The organism is Burkholderia sp. BC1 (genome assembly GCF_052683555.1).
The window spans coordinates 157,229-183,446 of record NZ_JBQYLP010000001.1; the positions used below are offsets into that span (position 1 = coordinate 157,229).

Here is a 26,218-nt window from a genome sequence, read left to right on the forward strand (position 1 = left end):
GGCCGCTTACTGCCGGACCGGCTTCTTCGCGAGCTTTCGCTGCAGCGTGCGGCGGTGCATGTTCAGCGCGCGCGCCGTAGCCGAGATGTTGTTGTTGTTCTCGGCCAGCACGCGCTGGATGTGCTCCCACTCGAGCCGGTCGACCGACAACACGACCGGGTTCTCGATCGCTTCCTCGGCCTGCACCTCGCTCGCGTTGGTCTGCAGCGCCGCGAGGATCGACTCGACGTTCGCGGGCTTCGCGAGATAGTTGTCGGCCCCTTCCTTCACGGCCTGCACGGCCGTCGCGATGCTCGCGTAGCCCGTGAGCACGAGAATCCGCGCGTCGGGCTGCAGGTCGCACAGCGGCGCGATCAGGCTCAGCCCCGAATCGTCGCCGAGATGCAGGTCGACGGTGATGAACTGGAACTTGCCCGCCGCGGCGAGCCTGAGCGCCGTCTCCTTGTCGTGCGCCTGCTGGACCGCATAGCCGCGGCGCTCGAGGCCGCGCGCAAGCGTGCCCGCGAACACCTCGTTGTCGTCGATCACCAGGAAATTGTTGTCGCTCATAGGTTTCTCTCCGTCTACGTGTGGTGGGAGGCGGCCGCCGGCTGCACCGCGATGCGTGCGACCGGCAGTCGCAGCACGGCGCGCGTGCCGCGGCCGCCGGCGGCCGGCCGGCCGTCCGCGCCTGCCGCGCGTTCGGCCGGCGCCGTGCCCTGGCCCGATGCCTGCGCGGCCGCCGCCGTGGCGGCGCCGGCACGTGCGGCGCCGCCGATGCGCGGCGTCACGTCGGACAGCTCGATCTCGCCGCCCAGACGCGCCGCCGCGCTGAATGCGAGATACAGGCCGACACCGTGCCCGCCCTGCGTGCTGTCGACCGGCATCGCGCCGAGCGATTCGCGCAGCGCGGCCGGAATGCCGGGCCCGTCGTCGCATACTTCGAATGCAATCTGGTCGGGCGTGCGATCGTGCACGACCTTCGCGGCCAGCGTCACGCGGTGCGGGCTCGCGCGCGCCGCGTTGTCGAGCAGGATCGTCAGGATCTGGCCGGCCGCGACCGTATCGTCGAGCGCGACGCCGGACGGGCGCGCCCCGAGCAGCTCGAACTGCACGTGCGGATGCCGCAGGCGCCAGTGCTCGACGAACGTGTCGAGCCACTCGTCGACCGGCTGCCGGCTCGCCGGCGCACTTGCGCGGCTGCGCAGGCGCGCGAGCGCCGACGTGCACAGCATCATCTGTTCTTCGAGCACTTTCAGGTCGGCCTCGTAGCGCGCGAGACCCGGATCGTCGCGTGCGGCATCGCGCAGCTCTTCGGCGAGCATCGCGATCGTCGACAGCGGCGTGCCCATTTCGTGCGCGACCGTCGCGGCCTGCACGCCCAGCGCGACCGCGCGCTCGTCGCGCAGCAGCCGCTGCTGCGCGTCGCCGAGCGCCGAATCGCGCTGCCGCAGCGCATTCGACATGCGCGCGACGAACCACGCGATCAGCCCGACGCTCACCATGAAGTTCACCCACATCCCGGTGCGGTAGTAGTCGAACAGGTTCGCCGGATTGTCCATGTTCAGCGGCACCGAATCGAAACCGAGCGCCGCGTAGCAGGCGACGGCAAACGCCGCGAGCCAGATCATCAGATGCCACGGCAGCACGGCCGCCGCAATCGCGAGCGACGGCAGATACAGCGACACGAACGGATTCGTCGTGCCGCCCGACAGGAACAGCAGCGCCGACAGCGCACCGAGGTCGACCCACAGCTGGCCGAGCAGCTCGAAGTTCGTCTCCGGACGCGCGCGCAACACGCGCACCCACGTCAGCGCGTTGAAGACGATTTCGAGCGCGATGACCATCAGCATCGCCGGCAACGGCAGATGCACGCCGAAATACGTCTGCACGACGCCGATCGTCACGAGCTGGCCGATGATCGCGAGATTGCGCAGCCAGAACAGGTGACTCAGATTGACGCGCCCGGTGGTGGTGATTCGTTGCATCCGGGCAGTTTACCCGTTTCGCGTGCGGCGCCTCCAGCGGGGCCGGATCGGCGCGCGCCGGCACGATCGTTCGCCGCCGGTTTCGCGTGCCGCGCGTCAGCCGGGCGCGCCTGCCATCCGCTGCGCGATCTCGGCGGCCAGGCATTCGGGGCACAGGCAACGCACGCCGGGCGCCGACGGCGGCGCACCGGGCGGCGTCGGCATCGACGCGCACCAGCACTCGAACGGCTGCGTGTGCGCGCCGCAGTCGAAGGCGCGCCCGCAGCGCGCGCAGCGCACGCGACGCGGAACCGAACGGGCGCCGGCGGCAGAATCGGTCATGGCGAAAATCGCGGAAACGGGCGATGCAGCGCCCTACGCGACAAGCATAGCGCGGCAGCCGGATTTTGCACGTCGGCCGATCGGCCGATGCGCACCGCGCACCGGCACACATCCGGCGCCGATCGCTGCGCGGCCAGCGCCGCGCGCAGGCCGCTCGGCCATGACTGGCGGGGCACCGCGCGTTCTGCGCGGCGCTCGGCACCGGCCGTTCGGCCGACCCAAAAACCGATGCTGCGCTGCGCCACTCCTGTACAATTCGCCCTGTTTCAACCGTTCCCAGCCAGAGCCGCCGCCATGTCCGAGCCCCTCGACCTCTCGCAGATCGCCCCTACGCTGAAAGCAGAAATCCTTGCCGAGGCGCTGCCGTATATCCGCCGCTATCACGGCAAGACCGTGGTCATCAAATACGGCGGCAATGCGATGACGGAAGAACGGCTCAAGCAGGGCTTCGCGCGCGACGTGATCCTGCTGAAGCTGGTCGGCATCAATCCGGTGATCGTCCACGGCGGCGGTCCGCAGATCGATCACGCGCTGAAGAAGATCGGCAAGGCGGGCACCTTCATCCAGGGCATGCGCGTGACCGACGAAGAGACGATGGAAGTCGTCGAATGGGTGCTGGGCGGTGAAGTGCAGCAGGACATCGTGATGCTGATCAATCACTTCGGCGGCCACGCGGTCGGCCTGACCGGCAAGGACGGCGGCCTGATCCATGCGCGCAAGCTGCTGATGCCGGACCGCGACAACCCGGGCGAGTACATCGACATCGGCCAGGTCGGCGAAGTCGAGGCGATCAACCCGGCCGTCGTGAAGGCGCTGCAGGACGACGCGTTCATCCCCGTGATCTCGCCGATCGGCTTCGGCGAAGACGGCCTGTCGTACAACATCAACGCGGATCTCGTCGCCGGCAAGCTGGCGACGGTGCTGAACGCCGAAAAGCTCGTGATGATGACCAACATCCCGGGCGTGATGGACAAGGAAGGCAACCTGCTGACCGATCTGTCCGCACGCGAGATCGACGCGCTGTTCGAGGACGGCACGATTTCCGGCGGCATGCTGCCGAAGATCTCGTCGGCGCTCGACGCAGCGAAGAGCGGCGTGAAGTCGGTCCATATCGTCGACGGCCGCATCGAGCATTCGGTGCTGCTCGAAATCCTGACCGAGCAGCCGTTCGGCACGATGATCCGCTCGCATTGAGCGCGCGCCGCCCACCCTCCGGTATCGATCTGCCGGCGTCGCTGCGCCGCCGGCGCGTGTCCCGCAGCCGGCCGCGCGCCGGCGCGCCGGTCTGGCTGTTCGATCTCGACAACACGCTGCACCACGCGTCGCACGCGATCTTTCCCGAGATCAACCGTGCAATGACGCAGTACATCGTCGACACGCTACAGGTCGAACGCGCCGAAGCCGATCGGCTGCGCACGGGCTACACGATGCGCTACGGTGCCGCGCTGCTGGGCCTTACGCGCCACCATCCGATCGATCCGCACGATTTCCTGCGCGTCGTCCATACGTTTGCCGACCTGCCCGCGATGCTGCGTGCGGAGCGCGGGCTCGCGCGCGTCGTCGCCGCGCTGCCGGGCCGCAAGTTCGTGCTGACGAACGCGCCCGAACGCTATGCGCGCGCGGTGCTGCGCGAACTGCGCATCGAGCGCCTGTTCGAGCGCGTGATCGCGATCGAGCACATGCGCGACCGCCGCACGTGGCGCGCGAAGCCCGATTCCGCGATGCTGCGCCGCGTGCTGCGCGACGCGCACGCGCGCATCGAGGATGCGATTCTCGTCGAGGATACGCGCGGCCATCTGAAGCGCTACAAGCGGCTCGGGATCGGCACCGTGTGGATCACCGGGCACTTGCCCGGCCATCTGCCGAGCACCGGACGCCCGCATTATGTCGACCGGCGGATTCGTTCGCTAAAATCGCTCCGACTGGGCACTCGATCGGGGCGACAAAAATGCAGCCGACTCACCCGCAGGACCACCGCGTAACGGACGACCAGGCCACACCCGCGCGAGCGCGCGCCCGACCGAAGCCGGGCGAGCGCCGCATGCTGATCCTGCAGACGCTCGCGTCGATGCTCGAGGCACCGAAGCGCGAGAAGATCACGACGGCCGCGCTCGCGGCACGGCTCGACGTGTCGGAAGCCGCGCTCTACCGGCATTTCGCGAGCAAGGCCCAGATGTACGACGGGCTGATCGAATTCATCGAAGAAACGTTCTTCGGGCTCATCAACCAGATCGCGGCGAAGGAGCCCGACGGCGTGCTCCAGGCGCGCGCGATCGGCATGATGCTGCTCAATTTCGCGGCGAAGAACCCCGGCATGACGCGCGTGCTGACCGGCGAGGCGCTCGTCGGCGAGCACGAGCGGCTCGCCGAGCGCATCGACCGCATGCTCGAGCGGATCGAGGCCTCGGTCCGGCAGTGCCTGCGCGTCGCGCTGGCCGAACGCACGGCGGCCGCCGGCAGCGGCGCACCGCTTCCGGCCGGCTACGATCCGGCCGTTCGCGCGAACCTCCTCGTCGGCTACGCGGTGGGCGCGTGGCAGCGCTACACGCGCAGCGGCTTCACGAAACCGCCCGGCGAACTGGCCGAGCAGAAGCTGCAATTGATCCTGCAGTAGCGCTTCCACACGCGCCGCGATCAGCGGCCCGCTTACCTCCCGCCTCCCCTACGCACGTCGAACATGTCCGACGCCGGCGCGTTGCCGCCTGCGTCGCGCGTACACCGCGCTCGTCGTGAAGCGCACAAGCGGAGACGGCGCGACGACGAAGGTCGGCATCCCGCTCGTCGAAACCCGCAACGGCGGCGTCGCTTCCCGCGCCGGCAATTTCCGCTATACTCTGCCGACTGCCGCCACCCGGGCGGCATGTCGGAAGCGCGCCGATTTGCTGACTCGATTGCGGGCGCGCGAACCGGCCGGGGCGTTGATGCATCGATGCGTCGTTCCCCGGCGGTTCACTACAAATGCGGCTAAAGAGGTCGTCAGCCGCGCATCTTCGACTCCGCGCATCGCCGACACCATTTAGCCGCCCAGTCATAAGGCGGAACGAATGGAATCGATCGGCATCGTCGCTCCACAGACCATGCATTTCGCCGAACCGCTGCGCTTGCAAAGCGGCAGCGTGATCGGCAACTATCAGCTCGTCGTCGAGACGTACGGCGAGCTCAACGCCGCGCGCTCGAACGCGGTCCTCGTATGCCATGCGCTGAACGCGTCGCATCACGTCGCCGGCGTCTACGCGGACGATCCGCGCAGCACCGGCTGGTGGGACAACATGGTCGGCCCCGGCAAGCCGCTCGACACCAACCGCTTCTTCGTGATCGGCGTGAACAACCTCGGCTCGTGCTTCGGCTCGACCGGCCCGATGAGCATCGATCCGTCGACCGGCAAGCCGTACGGCGCGCGCTTTCCGGTCGTCACCGTCGAAGACTGGGTGCACGCGCAGGCGCGCGTCGCCGACGCGTTCGGCATCGAGCGCTTCGCCGCAGTGATGGGCGGCAGCCTCGGCGGCATGCAGGCGCTGGCCTGGAGCCTGATGTATCCGGAGCGCGTCGCGCACTGCATCGACATCGCGTCGACGCCGAAGCTGTCCGCGCAGAACATCGCGTTCAACGAGGTCGCCCGCTCGGCGATCCTGTCCGATCCCGATTTCCACGGCGGCGACTACTACGCGCACGGCGTGAAGCCGAAGCGCGGCCTGCGCGTCGCGCGGATGATCGGCCACATCACGTACCTGTCCGACGACGACATGGCCGAGAAATTCGGCCGCGCACTGCGCCGCGCGGACGGCGCGCTCGACGCGTACAACTTCAGCTTCGACGTCGAGTTCGAGGTCGAGTCGTACCTGCGCTATCAGGGCGACAAGTTCGCCGACTACTTCGACGCGAACACCTACCTGCTGATCACGCGCGCGCTCGACTACTTCGATCCGGCGAAGGCGTTCGACGGCAATCTGACGGCCGCGCTCGCGCACACGCAGGCGAAATACCTGATCGCGAGCTTCTCGACCGACTGGCGCTTCGCGCCCGCCCGCTCGCGCGAAATCGTCAAGGCGCTGCTCGACAACAAGCGCACGGTCAGCTACGCGGAGATCGATGCGCCGCACGGCCACGACGCATTCCTGCTCGACGACGCGCGCTATCACAACCTGATCCGCGCGTATTACGAACGAATCGCCAACGAGGTGGGTGCATGAACCAGCAGGCGCTGAACTCCCTGTCCGCGCGCGCGGACTTCCGCGCGATCGCGCGCTGGGTCGAGCCGCGCTCGACGGTGCTCGACCTCGGCTGCGGCGACGGCTCGCTGCTGTCGCTGCTGATGGAAGAACTCGACGTGACGGGCTACGGGATCGAGCTGAACGACGCGGGCGTGCTCGCCAGCGCGAAGAACGGCATCAACGTGATCCAGCAGAACCTCGAGGACGGGCTGCGCCTGTTCGAGGATCACAGCTTCGATTTCGCGATCCTCTCGCAGACGCTGCAGACGATTCACCAGACGGCCGCGATCCTGCGCGAAACGGCGCGCGTCGGCCGCGAATGCATCGTGTCGTTCCCGAACTTCGGCTACTGGGCGCATCGGCTGTCGGTGCTGCGCGGCCGGATGCCGGTGTCGAAATCGCTGCCGTACCAGTGGCACAACACGCCGAACGTGCGCGTGCTGACGATCAAGGATTTCGAGGCGCTCGCGCCGGAAGTCGGCATCACGATCCTCGACCGCGTCGTGCTGCACGAAGGTCAGCCGATTCGATGGGGAGCGAACTGGCGTGGTAGTCTTGCTGTCTACCGCGTCAAGCGCAGCTGAGCCGGGAAGCCGTTGACGGAACGCCCGGCCGGCAGTTCCGGCCGCGCCGGTTCGCCCGCACGCGCGGGCGCCGGCTTCGCGCCGCGCGCGCGGCTGCCTGCCCTGCCGCCGCAATCCGCCAACGCTATCCGGTTTCTGTCATCCATGTCGAAAACGCCACACGAGGCGCCCGCACTCACCGCTCACGAGGAACATCCCGGCTGGCGCGCCTACCTGAACACGCACATGCTGATCTGCGTGTTTCTCGGCTTCACGTCGGGCCTCCCGCTCTTCACGCTCGTCTATCTCGTGCAGGCATGGCTGCGCTCCGAAGGCGTGAACCTGAAGGAAATCGGCCTGTTCGCGCTGATCCAGTTCCCCTATACCTGGAAGTTCCTGTGGGCGCCGCTGATGGACCGCTACATCCCGCGCCTGCCCGGCTGGCGGCCGGGTCGCCGGCGCGGCTGGATGCTGCTCACGCAGGTGCTCGTCGCCGGTGCGATCGCGGCGCTCGGCTTCGTGTCGCCGCGCGACTCGATCTGGACGGTTGCCGCGCTGACGACGCTCGTCGCGTTCTTCGGCGCGAGCTCCGACATCGTGATCGACGCCTATCGGCGCGAACTGCTGCGCGACACCGAACAGGGGCTCGGCAATGCGGTGCACGTGAACGCCTACAAGATCGCCGCGCTGATTCCCGGCTCGCTGTCGCTGATCCTCTCCGATCATCTGCCGTGGGACGTCGTGTTCGCGGTCACCGGCGCGTTCATGCTGCCCGGCATCCTGATGACGCTCGTCGTGCGCGAGCCCGACGTGGTCGGCTCGCCGCCGCGCAGCCTGCGCGACGCGATCGTGCTGCCGTTTCGCGAATTCATCCAGCGCGACGGCTGGGCCGGCGCGCTGCTCGTGATCGCGTTCATCTTCCTGTTCAAGGTCGGCGATACGATGGCCACGACGCTGTCGACGTCGTTCTTCCTCGACGTCGGCTTCACGCGGACCGAAATCGGCATCGTCGCGAAAACGACCGCACTCGTCGCGAGCGTGGCCGGCGGCATCATCGGCGGCGTATGGCTCGTGAAGATCGGGATCGGCCGCGGGCTGTGGATCTTCGGCGTGCTGCAGATGGTGTCGACGCTCGGCTTCGCCTGGCTCGCGCAGCTCGGCCCCGGTTCGCCGGTGCTCGCGGTGCTCTACGACTTCACGGTCGCGGCGAGCCATGCGATCGCGTCGGGGCTGTCGATATTCGGCATCGCCGTCACGCCGCAGTTCAGCCCGATGACGGTCGCGCTCGCGATCGTCTACGGCGCGGAGACGTTCGCGACGGGCCTGACGATGGCCGCGTTCGTCGCGTATATCGCGAGCACGACCGATCCGCGCTACACGGCGACGCAGTTCGCGCTGTTCACGAGCCTCGCATCGGTGCCGCGCACGCTCGCGTCGGCCGCGAGCGGCTTCATCGTCGCGAAGATCGGCTGGTTCGACTACTTCCTCGTCTGCACCGCGCTCGGCATCCCCGGCATGCTGCTGCTGTTCTGGATAGCGCCGTGGAACGGCACCGCACGCAACGGCGAGGCCAGCCGTGCGCAATGATCGGCTGCGCGCGCTCGCGCGTCTCGTCGCGTCGCTGAGCGTCGGCGCGGCTGCGCTCGGCGTACCGGCCGCGCAGGCGAGCGACACGGCCGGCAACGCAACGGGCAATGCAACCGGTGCGGCACCGTCCGCCGCACCGGCGCCCGCCGCGGCCACGCCCGCACCGCCGCTCGCGGCCGACGCGACACAGCCGAGCGGCGCGGCGGCGTCCGCGAAGGCGTATACGCCGGCGCCGCAGCAGGTGCGTCTCGGCAACGCGATCGCGTTTCGCTCGCTGATTCCGTCGCCGCTGCTCGAACAGCTCACCGCGAGCGAATACGCGCAGATCGTGCAGACGGCCGCCGACGAGAAACGGCTGCTGCCCGCGAGCCAGCCGCGGATGAAACGGCTGCATGCGATCGTCGCGAAGCTCGCGCCGTACTCGGTCAAATGGAACGATCGCGTGAAGGGCTGGACCTGGGACGTCAACGCGATCCGCTCGCGCGAGATCCGCCTCACGTGTCTGCCGGGCGGCAAGATCCTCGTGTATACGGGCCTGCTCGACCGCGTGCGCCTGAACGACGACGAGCTCGGCGTGCTGATCGCACACGGCATCGCGCACGCGCTGCGCGAACATGCGCGCGGCAACTTCGGCGCGACGTCGCAGACGTCGCTGCGCGCGGCGACGCTGCCGCCGCTGTTCGGCGTCGGCGATCCGCTGCCGCAGTCGCTGCATCTCGGCGAACGTCTGCAGACGCTGCGCTACGATCCGACCGACGAGACCGAGGCCGACGTGATCGGCGGCGACATCGCCGCGCGCGCCGGCTTCGATCCGCGCGCGGCGATCACGCTGTGGGACAAGCTCGCGGCCGCCACGCGCGCGAACAAGACGGCCGGCTTCATCTATACGCATCCGTACGGCGCATCGCGCCGCCAGGATCTGCTGAACCGGCTGCCGGACCTGATGCCGCTCTACGCGAAGGCGATCGGCAAGCGCGTCGATGCGCTGCCCGACTACGCGGGCATCAGCGCGCAGCGGCGCAAGGTCGTGCGGCGCTGAGCGGCGCGCGCGCCTATCGCTGCGCCGCGGCGGCCGCGCGATCGCTGCTGTCGCGCATCGCGCGCACCTCGTCGCCGGGGCTGCGGCCGAACAGCCGCTTGAACTCGCGGCTGAACTGCGACGCACTGGCATAGCCGACGCGCGCGGCCGCGGCGCCCGCGCCAAGACCGTTCTGCACCATCATCAGCCGCGCCTGATGCAGCCGCGCGGTCTTCACGTACTGCATCGGCGACGTCGCCGTCACGTGCTTGAACTGCGCATGGAACACCGCGAGGCTCATTCCGGCCTCGCGGGCGAGCGTCTCGACGTCGAGGTCGGCCCGCAGGTCCGCATGAATGCGCCGCAGCGCCTTTGCGATCCGGCCGAAGTGATGCTGCTGGACGAGCGCCGCGCGAATCGCGTCGCCCTGCGCGCCGGTCAGCACGCGATACGCGATCTCGCGCATGATCGACGGCCCGAGCACGCGCGTGTCGTGCGGCGACGCGAGCGTCTCGAGCAGCCGCAGCACCGCGTCCGCGAGCGGCGCGTCGAGCGGCGTCGAATAGACGCCGTGCGGTTCGCTGACGGCCGCGCCGAGCGTCTCGTCGAGCAGGATCGCGAGCTCGGCGATCACGGCGAGATCGACGCGGATCGAGATCGCGAGGAACGGCTCGTCGGCGCTCGCGTGCGTCTCGCATTCGAACGGCAGCGGCACCGACAGCACGAGGTACTGCTGCGCGTCGTACACGAACGAACGCTCGCCGAGATAACCGAGCTTGCGACCCTGACAGACGACGACGATGCTCGGCTCGTAGAGCACCGGCAAGCGCGGCGCCGGCCGGCTCACGCGGATGAAGCGCACGCCGTCGATCGCGGCCGGCGTGTCGCCCTCGTCCGGCGCGAGGCGCGTATGCAGCTCGATCATGCGGCGCCGCACGCGGTCGGCCGAATCGGCAAAAAGGGGCTGGAAACTCATCGGCAAGTTCCTGTACTGCAAGAGAATCTGGCTCGCAATTTAGCACCGTGTCGGCGTTTCCACGGCCTTTCGCGAGAAATTCAAGAGGAATAGGCAAAGGTTCGAGACCTTCGTGTATTTCATCGCGGCGCCGCGCTCCTTACGATGGGGACCTGTCTCGCCGCGTCGCCACACCGCGCGGCGTGCCGTCCGTTTTGCCGGATGTTTAACCGGACAAGGAGCCTTACGCATGAGCACCACCTATGCCTACGCGGCGACCGACGCGCAATCGCCGCTCGCCCCGTTCGAATTTCAGCGCCGCGCGCTGCGCGACCTCGACGTGCAGATCGAGATCCTCTACTGCGGCGTCTGCCATTCCGACCTCCATCAGGCGCGCAACGAATGGCGCAACACGATCTATCCGGTCGTCCCGGGCCACGAGATCGTCGGGCGCGTAACGGCAACCGGGCCGCAGGTCTCGCGCTTCAAGGTCGGCGAGCTGGTCGGCGTCGGCTGTCTCGTCGATTCGTGCCGCACTTGCGCAAGCTGCGCGGAAGGCCTCGAGCAGTATTGCGAGAACGGCTTCGTCGGCACCTACAACGGCCAGGATCGCGTGACGGGCGACATCACGTACGGCGGCTACTCGACGCAGATCGTCGTCGACGAAGCGTTCGTGCTGCGCGTACCCGACACGCTCGACGCGGCCGGCGCCGCGCCGCTGCTCTGCGCGGGGATCACCACGTATTCGCCGCTGCGTCAGTGGAACGTCGGGCCCGGCAAGAAGGTCGGCATCGTCGGCCTCGGCGGGCTCGGCCACATGGGCGTGAAGCTCGCTCGCGCGATGGGCGCGCACGTCGTGCTGTTCACGACGTCGCCGTCGAAGATCGAGGACGGCAAGCGCCTGGGCGCGCATGAAGTCGTCGTGTCGAAGGACGAAGCGCAGATGAACGCGCACCTGAACAGCTTCGACTTCATCCTGAACACGGTCGCTGCGCAGCACGACCTGAATCCGTTCCTGCATCTGCTCAAGCGCGACGGCACGATGACGCTCGTCGGCGCGCCCGAGCACGATCACCCGTCGCCGCAGGTGTTCAACCTGATCTTCAAGCGCCGCCGCCTCGCCGGCTCGCTGATCGGCGGGATCGCGGAAACGCAGGAAATGCTCGACTTCTGCGCGCAGCACGGCATCACGTCCGATATCGAAATCATTCCGATGCAGCAGATCAACGCCGCGTACGAGCGGATGCTGAAGAGCGACGTGAAGTACCGGTTCGTGATCGACATGGCGTCGATCAAGCAGTAAGCCGCACCGGCGAAACGAGACGGGCCGCATGTGCGACATGCGGCCCGTTTTTCGTTGCTACGATGCGGCGCGATCGAGCGCGCGCCGCACGGCGCGAGCCGTCACGCGTAGTCGTAATCCACCGTCAGCGGCGCGTGGTCGCTGAACTTGATGTCCTTGAAGATCGACGTGCTTTTCGCGGTCGACGCCACGCCCGGCGTCGCGATCTGGTAATCGATCCGCCACCCGACGTTCTTCGCATACGCCTGCCCGCGGTTGCTCCACCACGTGTACTGCTCGGGCCGCGGATCGAGCGTGCGGAACACGTCGACGTAGCCGACGTCGTCGAACAGCTTCGAGAGCCACGCGCGCTCTTCGGGCAGGCACCCGGAGTTCTTCTCGTTGCTCTTCCAGTTCTTGATGTCGATCTCCTTGTGGACGATGTTCACGTCGCCGCAGAGGATCACCTCGCGCGTCTTCTTCAGCTCCGCGAGATGCGGCATGAATTCGTCCATGAAGCGGTACTTCGCCTGCTGGCGCTCGTCGCCGCTCGAGCCGGACGGCACGTACACCGACACGACCGACAGCTTGCCGTAGCGCGCCTCGACGTAACGCCCTTCGGGATCGAATTCGCTGCTGCCGAAGCCGATGATCACGTCGTCGGGCTCGCGGCGGCTGTACAGGCCCGCGCCGCTGTAGCCCTTCTTCGCGGCATGGTGGAAATAGCTCTTCAGGCCGTGCGGCGCGACGAATTCGGCCGGCAGATCGTCGGCCGACACCTTGATTTCCTGCACGCAGACGCAATCGGCGTTCTGTTCGCCGAGCCAGTCGAAGAAGCCCTTCTTCGCGGCCGAGCGGATGCCGTTCAGGTTGGCGGTAATCACACGCATCATGTCGGGTTCCGTTTCAGTTCAGTATTCGGGTGGCGGCTCAGCGGACTTTCACGCCCTCGAGCTCCGGTTTCGGCGGCGGATATTGCAGCTTCATCTCGGTCATCGCGCGCAGCAGCAGTTCGGCGATCATCACGTTGCGATGCGTCTTCGAGTTCGCCGGAATCACATACCACGGCGCATGCTCGGCCGACGTCGCGGCGAGCGCGTCGCGGTACGCGGCCTGGTATGCATCCCAGTGCTTGCGCGCGTCGAGATCGGCAATGTCGAACTTCCAGTGCTTGGTCGGATCGTCGATGCGCGCCTGCAGCCGCTCGCGCTGCTCGTCCTTCGAGATGTGCAGGAAGCATTTGACGATCGTCGTGCCGTTCTCCGCGAGCATCGTCTCGAAATCGCGGATCTGCCGGTAGCGGCGCTCGCATTCCTTGTCGTCGATCGTGCCGAGCACGCGCGGCACCAGCACGTCCTCGTAATGGCTGCGATTGAAAATCGCGAGCTCGCCTGCGGCCGGCACCTGCGCGTGCACGCGCCAGAGGAAGTCGTGCGCGGCCTCGATCGGCGTCGGCGCCTTGAACGGCACGATGCGCAGCCCGAGCGGATCGACGTCGCGGAACACCGCGCGCACGGTGCCGTCCTTGCCGCTCGTGTCCATCCCCTGCAGCACGAGCAGCACGCGCTTTTTCTGCTGCGTGTGCAGCCGCTCCTGCTGCACGTCGAGCTCGGTCGATACGATCGACAGCCGGTCGCGGTCGGCATCCTTCGAGCCCGACGAAAACGGCTTCGCCGACGGATCGAACGCGTCGAGCCGGAATGCGGCGGCATCCTTGCCGTGCTTGAAGTACGGCACGCGGAAATCGTCGAGCGACGGTTGTTTCGCCATTCGTTCCTCCTTGTACGACGCGGCGCGCGGGCGCTCGCATCGAAACGCGACGGGCCGCGCCGAACAGGTTCGGCAGCGGCCCGTCGTCAGGCGCGGTTCAGGCGCGCGGTCATGTTCAGCCGAGCTTCTTCTTCAGCAGTTCGTTGACCTGCTGCGGATTGGCCTTGCCCTTGGTCGCCTTCATCGCCTGGCCGATCAGCGCGTTGAACGCCTTTTCCTTGCCCGCGCGGAATTCCTCGACCGACTTCGCGTTTGCCGCGAGCACCTCGTCGATGATCGCTTCCAGCGCGCCGGTGTCGGAGATCTGCTTCAGGCCCTTCGCGTCGATGATGCGATCGGCCGCGCCGTCGTCGCTCGCCTTCTCTTCCCACATCGTCGCGAACACTTCCTTCGCGATCTTGTTCGAGATCGTGCCGTCGGCGATACGCTGCAGCAGCAGCGCGAGCTGCGCGGCCGATACCGGAATCGCGTCGATCTCGATGCCGTCACGGTTCAGCTGCGACGACACGTCGCCCATCAGCCAGTTCGCGGCGATCTTCGCGTTCGCGGCGCCCGCCTTCGCGACGACGGCCTCGAAGTACGCGGCCATCGCCTTCGTCGACGTCAGCACGCCGGCGTCGTACGCGGACACGCCATATTGCTCGACGAAGCGCTGCTGCATCGCGGCCGGCAGCTCGGGCATCCCGGCCTGCACGCGCTCGACCCAGTCGCGGCCGATCACGAGCGGCATCAGGTCGGGATCGGGGAAGTAGCGGTAGTCGTGCGCGTCTTCCTTGCTGCGCATCGAGCGCGTTTCGCGCTTGTCCGGATCGTACAGACGCGTTTCCTGCACGACCTCGCCGCCGTCCTCGATCAGCTCGATCTGGCGACGCACTTCGTAGTTGATCGCTTCCTCGAGGAAGCGGAACGAGTTCAGGTTCTTGATCTCGGCGCGCGTGCCGAACTTTTCCTGACCGACCGGACGCACCGACACGTTCGCGTCGCAGCGGAACGAGCCTTCCTGCATGTTGCCGTCGCAGATGCCGAGCCACACGACGAGCGCGTGCAGCGCCTTCGCGTAGGCGACGGCTTCGGCCGCGCTGCGCATTTCCGGCTCGGTGACGATCTCGAGCAGCGGCGTGCCCGCGCGGTTCAGGTCGATGCCCGTCATGCCGGCGAAGTCTTCATGCAGCGACTTGCCTGCATCTTCCTCGAGGTGCGCGCGGGTCAGGTTGACGGTCTTCTCGTACGCCGGCTTGCCGGCCTTCTCGTTGGCCGGCACCTGGATCGTGATCGCGCCGCCCTGCACGACCGGAATCTCGTACTGGCTGATCTGATAGCCCTTCGGCAGATCGGGATAGAAATAATTCTTGCGCGCGAAGATGCTGCGCGGCGCGATGGTCGCGCCGATCGCGAGGCCGAAGCGGATCGCACGCTCGACCGCGCCGCGGTTCAGCACCGGCAGCACGCCGGGCAGCGCGAGATCGACGGGGCAGGCCTGCGTGTTCGGCTCGGCGCCGAACTGCGTCGAGGCGCCGGAGAAAATCTTCGAGACGGTCGACAGTTGCGCGTGCGTCTCGAGACCGATGACGACTTCCCATTGAGTAGACATGTTCATGCCTCCCGCCGAGCCGCCTCAAGGGAGGCATGCGCCCCCTCGGGGGGCAGCGAACAAAGTGAGCGTGGGGGCTCATTCCCCCCCCCTGCCGGAACTTGCTTGTGCCAGTCGGTCGCGCGCTGGAACGCGTCGGCGACCTGCAGCATCCGGGCTTCGTTGAAATAGTTGCCGATGATCTGCAGGCCGACCGGACGCTTCGCGTTCGCGCCCGCGCCGAAGCCGCACGGCACGCTCATGCCGGGCAGGCCGGCGAGGCTCACCGACAGCGTGTAGATATCGGCCAGATACATCTGCACCGGATCGTCGCCCTTCGCGCCGAGATCCCATGCGACCGTCGGCGACGCCGGGCCCATGATCACGTCGCAGGACTTGAATGCTTCCTGGAAGTCGTTCGCGATGATGCGGCGGATCTTCTGCGCCTGCAGGTAATACGCGTCGTAGTAGCCGTGCGACAGCACATACGTGCCGACGAGAATGCGGCGCTTCACTTCGGGCCCGAAGCCTTCGGCGCGCGACTTCTTGTACATGTCGAGCAGATCGCCGTACTGCGCGGCGCGATGGCCGAAGCGCACGCCGTCGAACCGCGACAGGTTCGACGAGGCCTCGGCCGGCGCGATCACGTAGTACACGGGAATCGACAGCTCCGTCTTCGGCAGCGACACCGGCACGAGCGTCGCGCCGAGCGCTTCATATTGCTTGAGTGCCGCGTCGATCGCCGCGCGCACGTCGTCGGCGAGACCGTCGCCGAAATACTCGTTCGGCAGGCCGATGCGCAGGCCGGCGAGCGGCTTGCCCGCGTCGTTGCCCGGCGCCCACGGCTGGCCGAGGTGGCGCGCGAAGTCTTCGTCGTCGCGCTCGAGGCTCGTCGAGTCGCGCTCGTCGAAGCCGGCCATCGCGTTGAGCAGCAGCGCGCAGTCGGACGCGCTCTGCGCCATCGGGCCGCCCTGGTCGAGCGACGACGCGAACGCGATCATGCCGTAGCGCGACACGCGGCCGTAGGTCGGCTTGATGCCGGTCACGCCCGCGAACGACGCCGGCTGGCGGATCGAGCCGCCGGTGTCGGTGCCGGTCGCGGCCGGCGCGAGACGCGCGGCCACCGCGGCCGAGCTGCCGCCCGAGCTGCCGCCCGGCACGGCGTTCGTGTCCCACGGGTTCTTCACCGCGCCGAACGCGGAATTCTCGTTCGACGAGCCCATCGCGAACTCGTCCATGTTGGTCTTGCCGAGCGTGACCATGCCGGCCGCCTGCAGGCGGGCGACGACCGTCGCGTCGAACGGGCTCTCGTAATTGGCGAGCATCTTCGAGCCGGCCGTCGAGCGCCAGCCGCGCGTGACGAACACGTCCTTGTGCGCGATCGGCAGGCCCGTCAGCGGGCCGCCCGCGCCGCGCGCGAGTTCGGCATCGGCGGCCTTCGCCTGCGCGAGGGTGAGTTCGGGCTCGACGTGGACGAACGCGTTCAGGTCGCGTGCGGCGTCGATCCGTTTCAGATAGTGCTGCGCGAGCTCGACGGCCGAGCATTCCTTGGCGGCGAGCGCGGCGCGCAGTTCGGTCAGGCTTTTTGCGTGCATGAGGGAGTCTTCCTGGGAATTCTGGGTCGCGCGCGGCGCCGTGCGGGCCGGCGCGCTTGTCGTCGAGCGTTTACTCGATCACCTTCGGCACGAGATAGAGGCCGTCCTGGACGGCCGGCGCCGGACGCTGGTTGTCGTCGCGGTTCACGACTTCCGTGACGGCGTCGTCCCGCAGCCGCTGCGCGACTTCCTGGATCTGTTCGATCGGGTGCGCGAGCGGCGCGATGCCGGCGGTGTCGACCGCCTGCATCTGCTCGACGAGGCCGAAGAATTCGTTGAGCTGGCCGAGCGTGTGCTCGGCGTCGGCGTCGGCCATTTCGAGTCGCGCGAGGTGGGCGATGCGTTTCACATCGGTCAGGGTCAGGGCCATGCGATCACCGGAAAAACAAGGCTGCGCGGCGCGCGAAAGCGGCGCCGCGGCGGGGGTTGAAGGGTGCGATCCCACCCTCAAAAATCGGGGCCGAAGCGGCAAAAATACCGCCCGTTTCGATTCAAATACCGCGAAATTATAAGGTATCATTACGCGTTCGACCCAGACCCGGCAGCCTTTTCCCGCACCGTTTCGCCCCTGCTTTGGCAAGCCGTGCGTGCTTCGTGCGATTTCCGGTAAATATCACTTGCAGCTTCGAGCGCCGCGGCGGCCCGTTCCGCCACGATCCGAGGCTGTTATTTTTTCCGCTGCCGCCCTGAGACCCGTGACGCAGGGCCGGCCCCAGAGCGAGACAGGATTCTGAATGTTCGGTTTTTTGCGCAGCTATTTCTCCAACGATCTGGCGATCGATCTCGGCACCGCAAACACCCTGATCTACATGCGCGGCAAAGGCATCGTGCTCGATGAGCCGTCCGTCGTGTCGATTCGCCAGGAAGGCGGCCCCAACGGCAAGAAGACGATCCAGGCCGTCGGCAAGGAAGCCAAGCAGATGCTCGGCAAGGTGCCGGGCAACATCGAGGCGATCCGCCCGATGAAGGACGGCGTGATCGCCGACTTCACCGTCACCGAGCAGATGATCAAGCAGTTCATCAAGACGGCGCACGAGTCGCGCATGTTCTCGCCGTCGCCGCGCATCATCATCTGCGTGCCGTGCGGCTCGACGCAGGTCGAGCGCCGCGCGATCAAGGAAGCCGCGCACGGCGCCGGCGCCTCGCAGGTCTACCTGATCGAAGAACCGATGGCCGCCGCGATCGGCGCGGGCCTGCCGGTGTCGGAAGCGACGGGCTCGATGGTCGTCGACATCGGCGGCGGCACGACCGAAGTCGGCGTGATCTCGCTCGGTGGCATCGTCTACAAGGGCTCGGTGCGCGTCGGCGGCGACAAGTTCGACGAGGCGATCGTCAACTACATCCGCCGCAACTACGGGATGCTGATCGGCGAACAGACGGCCGAAGCGATCAAGAAGGAAATCGGCTCCGCGTTCCCGGGCTCCGAAGTGAAGGAAATGGAAGTGAAGGGCCGCAATCTGTCGGAAGGCATTCCGCGCAGCTTCACGATCTCGAGCAACGAAATCCTCGAAGCGCTGACCGATCCGCTGAACCAGATCGTGTCGTCGGTGAAGATCGCCCTCGAGCAGACGCCGCCGGAACTCGGCGCCGACATCGCCGAGCGCGGCATGATGCTGACGGGCGGCGGTGCGCTGCTGCGCGACCTCGATCGCCTGCTCGCGGAAGAAACCGGCCTGCCGGTGCTCGTCGCCGAAGATCCGCTCACCTGCGTCGTACGCGGTTCGGGCATGGCGCTCGAACGCATGGACAAGCTGGGCAGCATCTTCTCGTACGAGTGATCGTATAAGCCGTTTCTTGACATGACGCACGCGCGGCGTGGCCGGATCGCTCGTTCAGAACGAACCGCCGCGCCGTTTGCGCGTCTGAGCATCATTTGACCGGTCACCCGCGCCCGGCGCCGACCATGGAATACAGTCCGCCGCCCCTCTTCAAGCAAGGTCCGCCCGCGCTCGCGCGGCTCATCTTCTTCGTCGCCCTCGCCATCGCGCTCCTCGTATCGGACGCGCGCTTCAGCACGCTCGAAATCGTCCGCGGCGTGCTCGGTACCGTGCTCTATCCGCTGCAGCGCGCGGCGCTCGTGCCGCGCGACCTGTTCATGGGCGCCGCCGATCTCGCCGTCACCGGCGCGACGCTGCGCGGCGAGAACGAGCAGCTGCGCAAGCGCAACCTGCAACTGTCGACGCTTGCGAACCAGGCCGCGATCCTCACGCAGGAGAACGTGCATCTGCGCGCGCTGCTCGCGCTGCGCCAGCAGATCGCCGCGCAGTCGACGCCCGTCGAGATCCAGTACGACACCAGTGATCCGTTCACGCAGAAGATCGTGATCGGCCAAGGCTCGCAGCAGGGCATTCAGGACGGCGCGCCCGTCGTCAGCGAGGACGGCGTGGTCGGCCAGGTCACGCGCGTGTTCCCGCTGCAAGCCGAAGTCACGCTGATCACCGATCGCGATCTCGCGATCCCCGTGCAGGTGTTGCGCACCGGCCTGCGCAGCGTGATCTACGGCACGCCGAAGGGCGATTCGCTCGATCTGCGCTTCGTGCCGACCAGTGCCGATCTCGTCGCCGGCGACGAACTCGTGACGAGCGGCCTCGACGGCGTCTATCCGCCGGGCCTGCCGGTCGCGAAGGTCGTACGCGTCGACAAGCTCGCCGATACCGCGTTCGCGCGCGTCACCTGCGCGCCGGTCGCCGCCGTGCGCGGTGCGCGGCAGATGCTCGTGCTGCATTACCAGAACGACATTCCGCCGCGTCCGGCCGATCCCGAGCCGGCCGCGGAGAAGAACGCGAAAGGCAAGAAGGCGGCGAAGGCGGCCGCCGCGAAGGGCGAGAAGGGCGACGCGAACGCGAAGCCCGCCGACGCGAGCGCGAAGCCCGCCGACGCAGCCAAGCAGCCGGCCGATGCCGCGCCGCCGGCCGGTGCGAAACCCGCGCCCGTGAAACCGGCCGCGCCCGGCAAGCCGGCCGGCACCGCCGCGAAGCCGGCGACCGCGCCCTCAGGAGCCCAGCGATGAATCGCCCGCAATACATCCTGCAGCCGGTCAACCCGTACTTCATCGCGTTCAGCCTCGCCGCCGCGTTCCTGCTGAACCTGATGCCGTGGGGCCGCCTGCCCGGCGTGCCCGACTTCGTCGCGCTCGTGCTGCTGTTCTGGAACATCCACCAGCCGCGCAAGGTCGGGATGGGCGTCGCGTTCGCGCTCGGCATCCTGATGGACGTGCACGACGCAGGGCTGCTCGGCGAGCACGCGCTCGCCTACACGCTGCTGTCGTACGGTGCGATCACGATCCATCGCCGCGTGCTGTGGATGCCGATCGGCGTGCAGGTGCTGTACGTGACGCCGCTGCTGGTCGGCGCGCAGCTCGTGCCGTTCGTGATCCGGCTGATGATGGGCGCCGCGTTCCCGGGCTGGCGCTATCTGGTCGACGGCTTCGTCGAAGCCGCGCTGTGGCCGCTCGCCAGCCATCTGCTGCTGATGCCGCAACGCCGCCCGGTCGACCCGGACGATACGCGCCCGATCTGACGGACCGCACCTTGATGACCCGCCGCCTCCGCACCCGCCGCGCGCCGCGCCCCGGGGCGGCACCTCGCCCGTGCGCGCGCCGGGCCGACCGACCGTAATCGCATGACCGAATTCAACGACACCCAACAGCAGCTCTCGAAGTTCCGCCTGCGCGTCGCGGCGGCGGGCGTGTTCGTGTTCGTCTGCTTCGGGCTGCTCGCGAGCCGCTTCTTCTATCTGCAGCTGATGCAGCACGGCAAATATGCGCTGCAGGCCGAGGAAAACCGCATCTCCGTCGCGCCGATCGTGCCGAACCGCGGGATCATCACCGACCGCAACGGCGTGATCCTCGCGAAGAACTACTCGGCCTACACGCTCGAGATCACGCCGTCGAAGCTCGACGACACGCTCGAGAACACGATCGACAAGCTGTCGCAGATCATCCCGATCGACGCGCGCGACCGCCGCCGCTTCAAGAAGCTGCAGGAAGACTCGAAGAACTTCGAAAGCCTGCCGATCCGCACGCGGCTCACCGACGACGAAGTCGCGCGCTTCACCGCGCAGCGTTTCCGCTTTCCGGGCGTCGACGTGCGCGCGCGGCTGTTCCGCCAATATCCGCTCGGCACGACCGCCGCGCACGTGATCGGCTATATCGGCCGGATCTCGAAGCGCGACCAGGACCGGATCGACGCGATGAGCGACGAGAACGACAGCGACCAGGAAACCTACGATCCGCGGCGCGACGCGAACAACTACAAGGGCACCGACTACATCGGCAAGATCGGCGTCGAGCAGAGCTACGAAACGGAGCTGCACGGGCTGACGGGCTTCGAGGAAGTCGAGGTGACGGCCGGCGGCCGGCCGGTGCGCACGCTGTCGCGTACGCAGGCGACGCCCGGCGACAACCTCGTGCTGTCGCTCGACATCGGGCTGCAGCAGGTGGCCGAGCAGGCGTTCGCGGGCAAGCGCGGCGCGCTCGTCGCGATCGAGCCGAAGACGGGCGACGTGCTCGCGTTCGTGTCGTCGCCGAGCTTCGATCCGAATTCGTTCGTCGACGGCATCGACCAGCAGACCTGGGACGAGCTCAACAACTCGCCCGACAAGCCGCTCTTGAACCGTCCGCTGCACGGCACCTATCCGCCCGGCTCGACCTACAAGCCGTTCATGGCGCTCGCAGGCCTGACGCTCGGCAAGCGCACGCCGGGCTGGGGCTTCCAGGATCCCGGCTACTTCACGTTCGGCGGCCACACGTTCCGCAACGACGTGCGTTCGGGCCAGGGCTGGGTCGACATGAACAAGGCGATCATGGTGTCGAACGACACCTACTTCTACATGCTCGCGCGCGATCTCGGCGTGAACGCGATCGCGAACTTCATGAAGCCGTTCGGCTTCGGCCAGATCACCGGCATCGACATCCAGGGCGAGGCGCGCGGGATCCTGCCGTCGACCGACTGGAAGAAGAAGGCGTTCAAGAAGGCCGCGCAGCAGAAGTGGTTCGACGGCGAGACGATCAGCCTCGGCATCGGCCAGGGCTACAACTCGTTCACGATCCTGCAGCTCGCGCACGCGACCGCGACGCTCGCGAACAACGGCATCGTCATGAAGCCGCACCTCGTGAAGGAGATCGAGGATCCCATCACGCGCGCGCGCCATCTGACCGTGCCGAAGGAAAGCGGCGTGATCCCGCTGAAGCAGGCCGACATCGACGTCGTCAAGCGCGGGATGGAGAACGTGATCGAGAACCCGTCGGGCACCGCGTACAAGGTGTTCCGCGGCGCGCCGTATCTGGCGGCCGGCAAGACCGGTACCGCGCAGGTGTTCTCGCTGCAGGGCGGCAACTACAAGGGCCACCTGCTCGCCGAGCATCTGCGCGACCACGCGCTGTTCATCGCATATGCGCCGGTCGACCATCCGCAGATCGCGCTCGCGCTGATCGTCGAGAACGGCGGCTGGGGCGCGCAGTCGGCGGGCCCGATCGCGCGGCGCGTGCTCGACTTCTACCTCGTCGAGCGCCAGAACGCGCAGAACGAGGCGGCGGCGGTCGCGGCCGCCGCATCGGCGACGGAGCCCGTGAACGCGCCGGTGATCGGCGACGGATCGAAGCCCGTCACCGTCGCCGCGGGCTTCAAGCCGCTGCCGCAGCCGGTCGTGCCGAACGCGGCCAGTGCGGCGCAGGCGGCGTCCGGCGCGTCGGCAGCCGGCGCATCGGACACGCCCGGCGCCGCTGCGAGCGCCGCGCCGCCGGCCGACGCGAGCGCAGCGGCACCGCTTGCCGCGAGCCTGCCGCCGATGCGCCGCATGCACCGGCCGCACCGGCCGGCCGGCGACGATCCGCGCAAGCCGCCGCAGGACGGGCAGCCGTTCGCGGCCGGCCCGCGCGACGACCACTCTCGTGCCACGGCGGCCGCGGACGCGGCAAACGCCGGCACCGCTCATTAACGGAGAAAGGCATGCAATTCGACAAGCGCGCCTGGCTCGACAAGATCAAGCAGATGTTCGCGGGCTTCGACCGCCCGCTCGCCCTCATCGTGTTCCTGCTGCTGTGCGTCGGGATCGTCACGCTGTACAGCGCGAGCATCGACATGCCGGGCCGCGTCGAGGATCAGTTGCGCAACATCCTGCTGACGTTCGTACTGATGTGGGTGATCGCCAACATTCCGCCGACGACGCTGATGCGTTTCGCGGTCCCGCTCTATACGTTCGGCGTCGCGCTGCTCGTCGCGGTCGCGCTGTTCGGCATGACCAAGAAGGGCGCGAAACGCTGGCTGAACGTCGGCGTCGTGATCCAGCCGTCCGAGATTCTGAAGATCGCGACGCCGCTGATGCTCGCGTGGTACTACCAGCGCCGCGAAGGCGCACTGCGCTGGTACGACTTCGTCGCCGCGTTCGGGATCCTGCTCGTGCCGGTCGGCCTGATCGCGAAGCAGCCCGACCTCGGCACCGGCCTGCTCGTGTTCGCGGCCGGCTTCTTCGTGATCTATCTGGCCGGCCTGTCGTTCAAGCTGATCGTGCCGGTGCTCGTCGCGGGCGTGATCGCGGTCGGCTCGATCGCCGTGTTCGAGGAGCGCATCTGCCAGCCGGAAGTGCAGTGGCCGCTGATGCACGACTACCAGAAGCACCGCGTCTGCACGCTGCTCGATCCGACGTCCGACCCGCTCGGCAAGGGCTTCCATACGATCCAGGCGGTGATCGCGATCGGCTCCGGCGGCGTGCTCGGCAAGGGCTACCTGAAAGGCACGCAGGCGCACCTCGAATTCATTCCGGAAAAGCACACCGACTTCATCTTCGCGGTGTTCTCGGAGGAATGGGGGCTCGTCGGCGGCCTCGTGCTGCTCACGCTCTACATGGCGCTGATCGCGCGCGGGCTGTACATCGCCGCGCAGGGCGCGACGCTATTCGGACGGCTGCTCGCGGGCTCGCTGACGCTCGCGTTCTTCGTCTATGCGTTCGTGAACATCGGCATGGTCAGCGGCGTGCTGCCGGTGGTCGGCGTGCCGCTGCCGTTCATGAGCTACGGCGGCACCGCGCTCACGACGCTCGGCATCGCGATCGGGATGATCATGAGCGTCGGCCGCCAGCGCCGGCTGATGAAAAGCTGAGCGCAGGCGGCGCCGGCCGCCCGTGCGCGCAGCGCGCGCTCCTTACTGCGGCGCCGCGTGCGAATCGCCCTGCGCGCCGCCGCCCGCGCCCGGCCCCTGCGCCTTCAGCCGCGCGCTCAGTTCCTGGTATTTCAGTTCCGCCGTCTCGTCGCCTTGCGCGGCCGCCGCCGCGTAATAGGCGCGCGCGATGTTCAGATCGCGCGTGACGCCGTCGCCGCCGCGCTCGTAGAACGACGCGGTCACGTACTGCGCGGTCGGCTCGCCCGCATCGGCGGCCTGCTTGTACCAGAGGAACGCCTGCCGGTTGTCGCGCGGCGTGCCGCGCCCGTCGAGAAACTGGTTCGCGAGCGACAGCGCGGCCTGCACGTGCCCCTGCTTCGCCGCGCGCAGGAACCAGCGATGCGCTTCGGCCGGATTGCGCGCGACGAATTCGCCGTCGTCGAACATCCGCCCGTACACGTACTGCGCATGCGACATGTTCGCGTTCGCCGCGCGCTTCAGCCAGCGCAGCCCTTCGTCGACGTTCGCCGTCACGCCTTCGCCCGTCAGCAGCATCATCGCGTAGTTGAACTGCGCGAGGCGATTGCCGCGCTCGGCCGCGTCATGGAACTGGACGAGCGCCGCGCGATAGTCGCCCGCGTTGTAGTCGGCGATCGCGGACTGCGTCTCGCGCGCCGGTTCCGGCTGCGCATGCGGCGCACGCTGCGCGGCCGCCGCCGCGCATAGCGCGCCGAGGCCGAGCGCCGCCGCCAGCCGTGCGGCGCGCGGCGCCCTACGCGCGGCCCGCCCGCGACACGCGCCATCGGCCGCGCTCATGACCGCACCTCCTGCAGTGCCTGCCGCGTCGCGCGCAGCAGCCAGATCACGTCGGCCGACAGCGCGATCATCCGGTAGCCGGCGTCGCGGCACTGGCGTGCGCTCGCGCTGTCCGACGCGAAGATGCCGACCGCGACGCCCGCCTGCCGGCCGGCCGCGAGCACGCGCGCGATCGCGGATTCGACGTCCGGATGTCGGACGTCGCCGAGATGACCGAGGCTCGCCGCGAGATCGGCCGGCCCGACGAACACGCAGTCGACGCCGGGCGTCGCGGCGATCCGTTCGACCTCGTCGATGCCGCGCGCGGATTCGATCTGCACGATCACCGCGATCTGCGCGTTCGCGGTCTGCACGTAGTCGCGCCGCATCCCGAACGCCGCCGCGCGCACCATGCCGGCCACGCCGCGCACACCGTCCGGCGACTCGGGCGACGGAAAGCGCGTGAGGCGCACCGCGTGCGCGGCATCGTCGGCCGTCTCGATGCACGGAAACATCAGCGTGCGCGCGCCGGCGTCGAGCGCGCGCTTCACGAGCCACGGCTCGCGGGCCGGCACGCGCACGACGGGCTCGGTCGGCAGGCGTGCGGCAGCCATCGCGCGCAGCTGCGAGGCGACGTCGCGGCTGTCGTTCGGCGCGTGCTCCATGTCGATGCAGAGCCAGTCGTAGCCCGCGTGCGCGAGCGCTTCCGCCGCCGTGTCGCTCGCGAGCGTGAGCCACAGCCCGTACAGCGGCTCGTCGCCGTCGTGCAGACGTTGTTTCAGGGAATTGGTCAGCGTGCTCATCGATACGGCCTCCCGGCGGACAGGCAATCGAACGGGACAAGCAACGGCAGGGGTGTCGGTCGCGCGCGACGGCGCGACGGGCAGCGCTTCGCCGCCTCACGCAGCGATCATAGCGCGGCGTCGGGCGGAATGCGGGTAGGAAAACGCGGAGGGAGGCGCCGCGCGCGCTGCGGCGGCCGGACGCGCCGGCCAGCGTGCCGGCGGCCCGATGCGGCGCAGATCAGCGGGCTGCGTCGCGCTCGACGTCGGCCCAGCAGTTCGGCGTCTCGTAGAGCCGCACGCGCTCGAGGCGCAGGTTCACGCCGTAATGCGCGTCGTAGACGCTCGCGAGGATGTCGAACGCGATCGCGGCGAGGTTTTCGACGGTCGGAATGCGGTCGAGCACGACCGTCTTGTGATCGGCCATCTGCTCGAGGAACGAACGCACGACTTCGTCGCGCGCGTAGACGAGGAACGCGTGATCCCACTTGCTGACGAGGTGCTCGACCGCGAGCGCCTTCACGTCGGCGAAATCCATCACCATGCCGCGATCGGGCGCCCCCTCGGTATCGACGAGATCGCCGCGCAGCGTGATTTCGAGCACATAGCGATGGCCGTGCAGGTTCCGGCACTGGCTGCGGTGATCGGGAATGCGGTGGCCCGCGTCGAATTCGAGTTTTCGGGTAATCAGCACGATGTCAAAAA

General features: G+C 68.0%; 26 protein-coding genes. 14 read left to right on the top strand and 12 right to left on the bottom strand.

The window, feature by feature from the left end:
- Window positions 1-6 precede the first annotated feature (6 nt).
- From ACSHSS_RS00805 to ACSHSS_RS00815, 3 genes are all read right to left on the bottom strand, one after another.
- Window positions 7-549 carry a response regulator transcription factor gene (locus ACSHSS_RS00805; protein ID WP_006402999.1) on the bottom strand — a complete coding sequence of 181 codons (543 nt, stop codon included), beginning with the start codon at window positions 547-549 and terminating at the stop codon, window positions 7-9.
- Window positions 550-563: 14 nt separating this feature from the next.
- The gene (locus tag ACSHSS_RS00810) at window positions 564-1,967 is read right to left on the bottom strand and encodes an ATP-binding protein (RefSeq protein ID WP_105781285.1); all 1,404 of its coding nucleotides are present in this window, start codon (window positions 1,965-1,967) and stop codon (window positions 564-566) included.
- Between the two features lie 96 nt (window positions 1,968-2,063).
- Window positions 2,064-2,288, bottom strand: coding sequence for a cysteine-rich CWC family protein (locus ACSHSS_RS00815; protein WP_105824520.1), 225 nt, complete (start codon window positions 2,286-2,288; stop codon window positions 2,064-2,066).
- Between the two features lie 294 nt (window positions 2,289-2,582).
- Between ACSHSS_RS00815 and argB the strand changes: the two genes are divergently transcribed.
- From argB to ACSHSS_RS00855, 8 genes are all read left to right on the top strand, one after another.
- Window positions 2,583-3,482: an acetylglutamate kinase gene (gene argB / locus ACSHSS_RS00820; protein ID WP_006401887.1), complete on the top strand. Its 900-nt coding sequence runs from the start codon at window positions 2,583-2,585 to the stop codon at window positions 3,480-3,482.
- Entirely contained in the window at window positions 3,479-4,270 is a 792-nt protein-coding gene (locus ACSHSS_RS00825) for a pyrimidine 5'-nucleotidase (protein ID WP_006401886.1), read from the top strand. Before argB ends, ACSHSS_RS00825 begins: the two co-directional genes overlap by 4 nt.
- Window positions 4,237-4,902 (top strand): nucleoid occlusion factor SlmA, encoded by a 666-nt coding sequence (gene slmA / locus ACSHSS_RS00830; RefSeq protein ID WP_012214354.1) that lies wholly within the window; start codon window positions 4,237-4,239, stop codon window positions 4,900-4,902. Before ACSHSS_RS00825 ends, slmA begins: the two co-directional genes overlap by 34 nt.
- Before the next feature lie 115 nt (window positions 4,903-5,017).
- The gene (locus ACSHSS_RS00835) at window positions 5,018-5,308 is read left to right on the top strand and encodes a hypothetical protein (protein ID WP_212160633.1); all 291 of its coding nucleotides are present in this window, start codon (window positions 5,018-5,020) and stop codon (window positions 5,306-5,308) included.
- Between the two features lie 24 nt (window positions 5,309-5,332).
- Window positions 5,333-6,478 (top strand): homoserine O-succinyltransferase MetX, encoded by a 1,146-nt coding sequence (gene metX, locus ACSHSS_RS00840; protein ID WP_006401873.1) that lies wholly within the window; start codon window positions 5,333-5,335, stop codon window positions 6,476-6,478.
- Entirely contained in the window at window positions 6,475-7,083 is a 609-nt protein-coding gene (metW, locus tag ACSHSS_RS00845; protein ID WP_006401872.1) for a methionine biosynthesis protein MetW, read from the top strand. Before metX ends, metW begins: the two co-directional genes overlap by 4 nt.
- Before the next feature lie 144 nt (window positions 7,084-7,227).
- On the top strand, window positions 7,228-8,649 hold the full coding sequence (locus tag ACSHSS_RS00850) for an AmpG family muropeptide MFS transporter (RefSeq protein ID WP_105779154.1): 1,422 nt from the start codon (window positions 7,228-7,230) through the stop codon (window positions 8,647-8,649).
- On the top strand, window positions 8,639-9,688 hold the full coding sequence (locus ACSHSS_RS00855) for a M48 family metallopeptidase (protein WP_212160619.1): 1,050 nt from the start codon (window positions 8,639-8,641) through the stop codon (window positions 9,686-9,688). Before ACSHSS_RS00850 ends, ACSHSS_RS00855 begins: the two co-directional genes overlap by 11 nt.
- Window positions 9,689-9,701: 13 nt before the next feature.
- On the opposite strand, the gene ACSHSS_RS00860 is transcribed toward ACSHSS_RS00855, so the two are convergent.
- Window positions 9,702-10,643: an AraC family transcriptional regulator gene (locus ACSHSS_RS00860; protein ID WP_105778350.1), complete on the bottom strand. Its 942-nt coding sequence runs from the start codon at window positions 10,641-10,643 to the stop codon at window positions 9,702-9,704.
- Window positions 10,644-10,872: 229 nt separating this feature from the next.
- Here ACSHSS_RS00860 and ACSHSS_RS00865 point away from each other — a divergent pair, with 229 nt between their 5' ends.
- Window positions 10,873-11,925 carry an NAD(P)-dependent alcohol dehydrogenase gene (locus tag ACSHSS_RS00865; protein ID WP_006417238.1) on the top strand — a complete coding sequence of 351 codons (1,053 nt, stop codon included), beginning with the start codon at window positions 10,873-10,875 and terminating at the stop codon, window positions 11,923-11,925.
- Between the two features lie 101 nt (window positions 11,926-12,026).
- On the opposite strand, the gene ACSHSS_RS00870 is transcribed toward ACSHSS_RS00865, so the two are convergent.
- The 5 genes from ACSHSS_RS00870 to gatC form a co-directional block, all read right to left on the bottom strand.
- Window positions 12,027-12,797, bottom strand: a complete 771-nt coding sequence (locus tag ACSHSS_RS00870) for an exodeoxyribonuclease III (RefSeq protein ID WP_445544474.1) — start codon at window positions 12,795-12,797, stop codon at window positions 12,027-12,029.
- Between the two features lie 37 nt (window positions 12,798-12,834).
- Window positions 12,835-13,674 (bottom strand): polyphosphate kinase 2 family protein, encoded by an 840-nt coding sequence (locus ACSHSS_RS00875; RefSeq protein ID WP_105810367.1) that lies wholly within the window; start codon window positions 13,672-13,674, stop codon window positions 12,835-12,837.
- Between the two features lie 115 nt (window positions 13,675-13,789).
- Entirely contained in the window at window positions 13,790-15,265 is a 1,476-nt protein-coding gene (gatB, locus tag ACSHSS_RS00880; protein WP_035953358.1) for an Asp-tRNA(Asn)/Glu-tRNA(Gln) amidotransferase subunit GatB, read from the bottom strand.
- Between the two features lie 2 nt (window positions 15,266-15,267).
- Window positions 15,268-16,839 (bottom strand): Asp-tRNA(Asn)/Glu-tRNA(Gln) amidotransferase subunit GatA, encoded by a 1,572-nt coding sequence (gene gatA / locus ACSHSS_RS00885; protein WP_212160613.1) that lies wholly within the window; start codon window positions 16,837-16,839, stop codon window positions 15,268-15,270.
- Window positions 16,840-16,909: 70 nt separating this feature from the next.
- Window positions 16,910-17,209 (bottom strand): Asp-tRNA(Asn)/Glu-tRNA(Gln) amidotransferase subunit GatC, encoded by a 300-nt coding sequence (gene gatC, locus ACSHSS_RS00890; RefSeq protein WP_006407213.1) that lies wholly within the window; start codon window positions 17,207-17,209, stop codon window positions 16,910-16,912.
- A gap of 364 nt (window positions 17,210-17,573) precedes the next feature.
- Between gatC and ACSHSS_RS00895 the strand changes: the two genes are divergently transcribed.
- From ACSHSS_RS00895 to rodA, 5 genes are all read left to right on the top strand, one after another.
- Window positions 17,574-18,617, top strand: a complete 1,044-nt coding sequence (locus ACSHSS_RS00895; RefSeq protein ID WP_004189550.1) for a rod shape-determining protein — start codon at window positions 17,574-17,576, stop codon at window positions 18,615-18,617.
- Window positions 18,618-18,742: 125 nt separating this feature from the next.
- The gene (gene mreC / locus ACSHSS_RS00900) at window positions 18,743-19,849 is read left to right on the top strand and encodes a rod shape-determining protein MreC (protein ID WP_212160599.1); all 1,107 of its coding nucleotides are present in this window, start codon (window positions 18,743-18,745) and stop codon (window positions 19,847-19,849) included.
- Window positions 19,846-20,358, top strand: coding sequence for a rod shape-determining protein MreD (mreD, locus tag ACSHSS_RS00905; RefSeq protein ID WP_006401859.1), 513 nt, complete (start codon window positions 19,846-19,848; stop codon window positions 20,356-20,358). The genes mreC and mreD overlap by 4 nt, the downstream gene beginning before the upstream one ends.
- Window positions 20,359-20,460: 102 nt before the next feature.
- Window positions 20,461-22,776: a penicillin-binding protein 2 gene (gene mrdA, locus ACSHSS_RS00910; protein ID WP_212160588.1), complete on the top strand. Its 2,316-nt coding sequence runs from the start codon at window positions 20,461-20,463 to the stop codon at window positions 22,774-22,776.
- Window positions 22,777-22,787: 11 nt separating this feature from the next.
- On the top strand, window positions 22,788-23,936 hold the full coding sequence (rodA, locus tag ACSHSS_RS00915) for a rod shape-determining protein RodA (RefSeq protein ID WP_006401857.1): 1,149 nt from the start codon (window positions 22,788-22,790) through the stop codon (window positions 23,934-23,936).
- A gap of 42 nt (window positions 23,937-23,978) precedes the next feature.
- On the opposite strand, the gene ACSHSS_RS00920 is transcribed toward rodA, so the two are convergent.
- From ACSHSS_RS00920 to queD, 3 genes are all read right to left on the bottom strand, one after another.
- Entirely contained in the window at window positions 23,979-24,752 is a 774-nt protein-coding gene (locus tag ACSHSS_RS00920) for a tetratricopeptide repeat protein (RefSeq protein ID WP_060111062.1), read from the bottom strand.
- Window positions 24,749-25,534, bottom strand: coding sequence for an HpcH/HpaI aldolase family protein (locus ACSHSS_RS00925; RefSeq protein ID WP_006401855.1), 786 nt, complete (start codon window positions 25,532-25,534; stop codon window positions 24,749-24,751). Before ACSHSS_RS00925 ends, ACSHSS_RS00920 begins: the two co-directional genes overlap by 4 nt.
- 220 nt (window positions 25,535-25,754) lie before the next feature.
- Window positions 25,755-26,207: a 6-carboxytetrahydropterin synthase QueD gene (gene queD, locus ACSHSS_RS00930; protein ID WP_060042330.1), complete on the bottom strand. Its 453-nt coding sequence runs from the start codon at window positions 26,205-26,207 to the stop codon at window positions 25,755-25,757.
- Window positions 26,208-26,218: the final 11 nt, after the last annotated feature.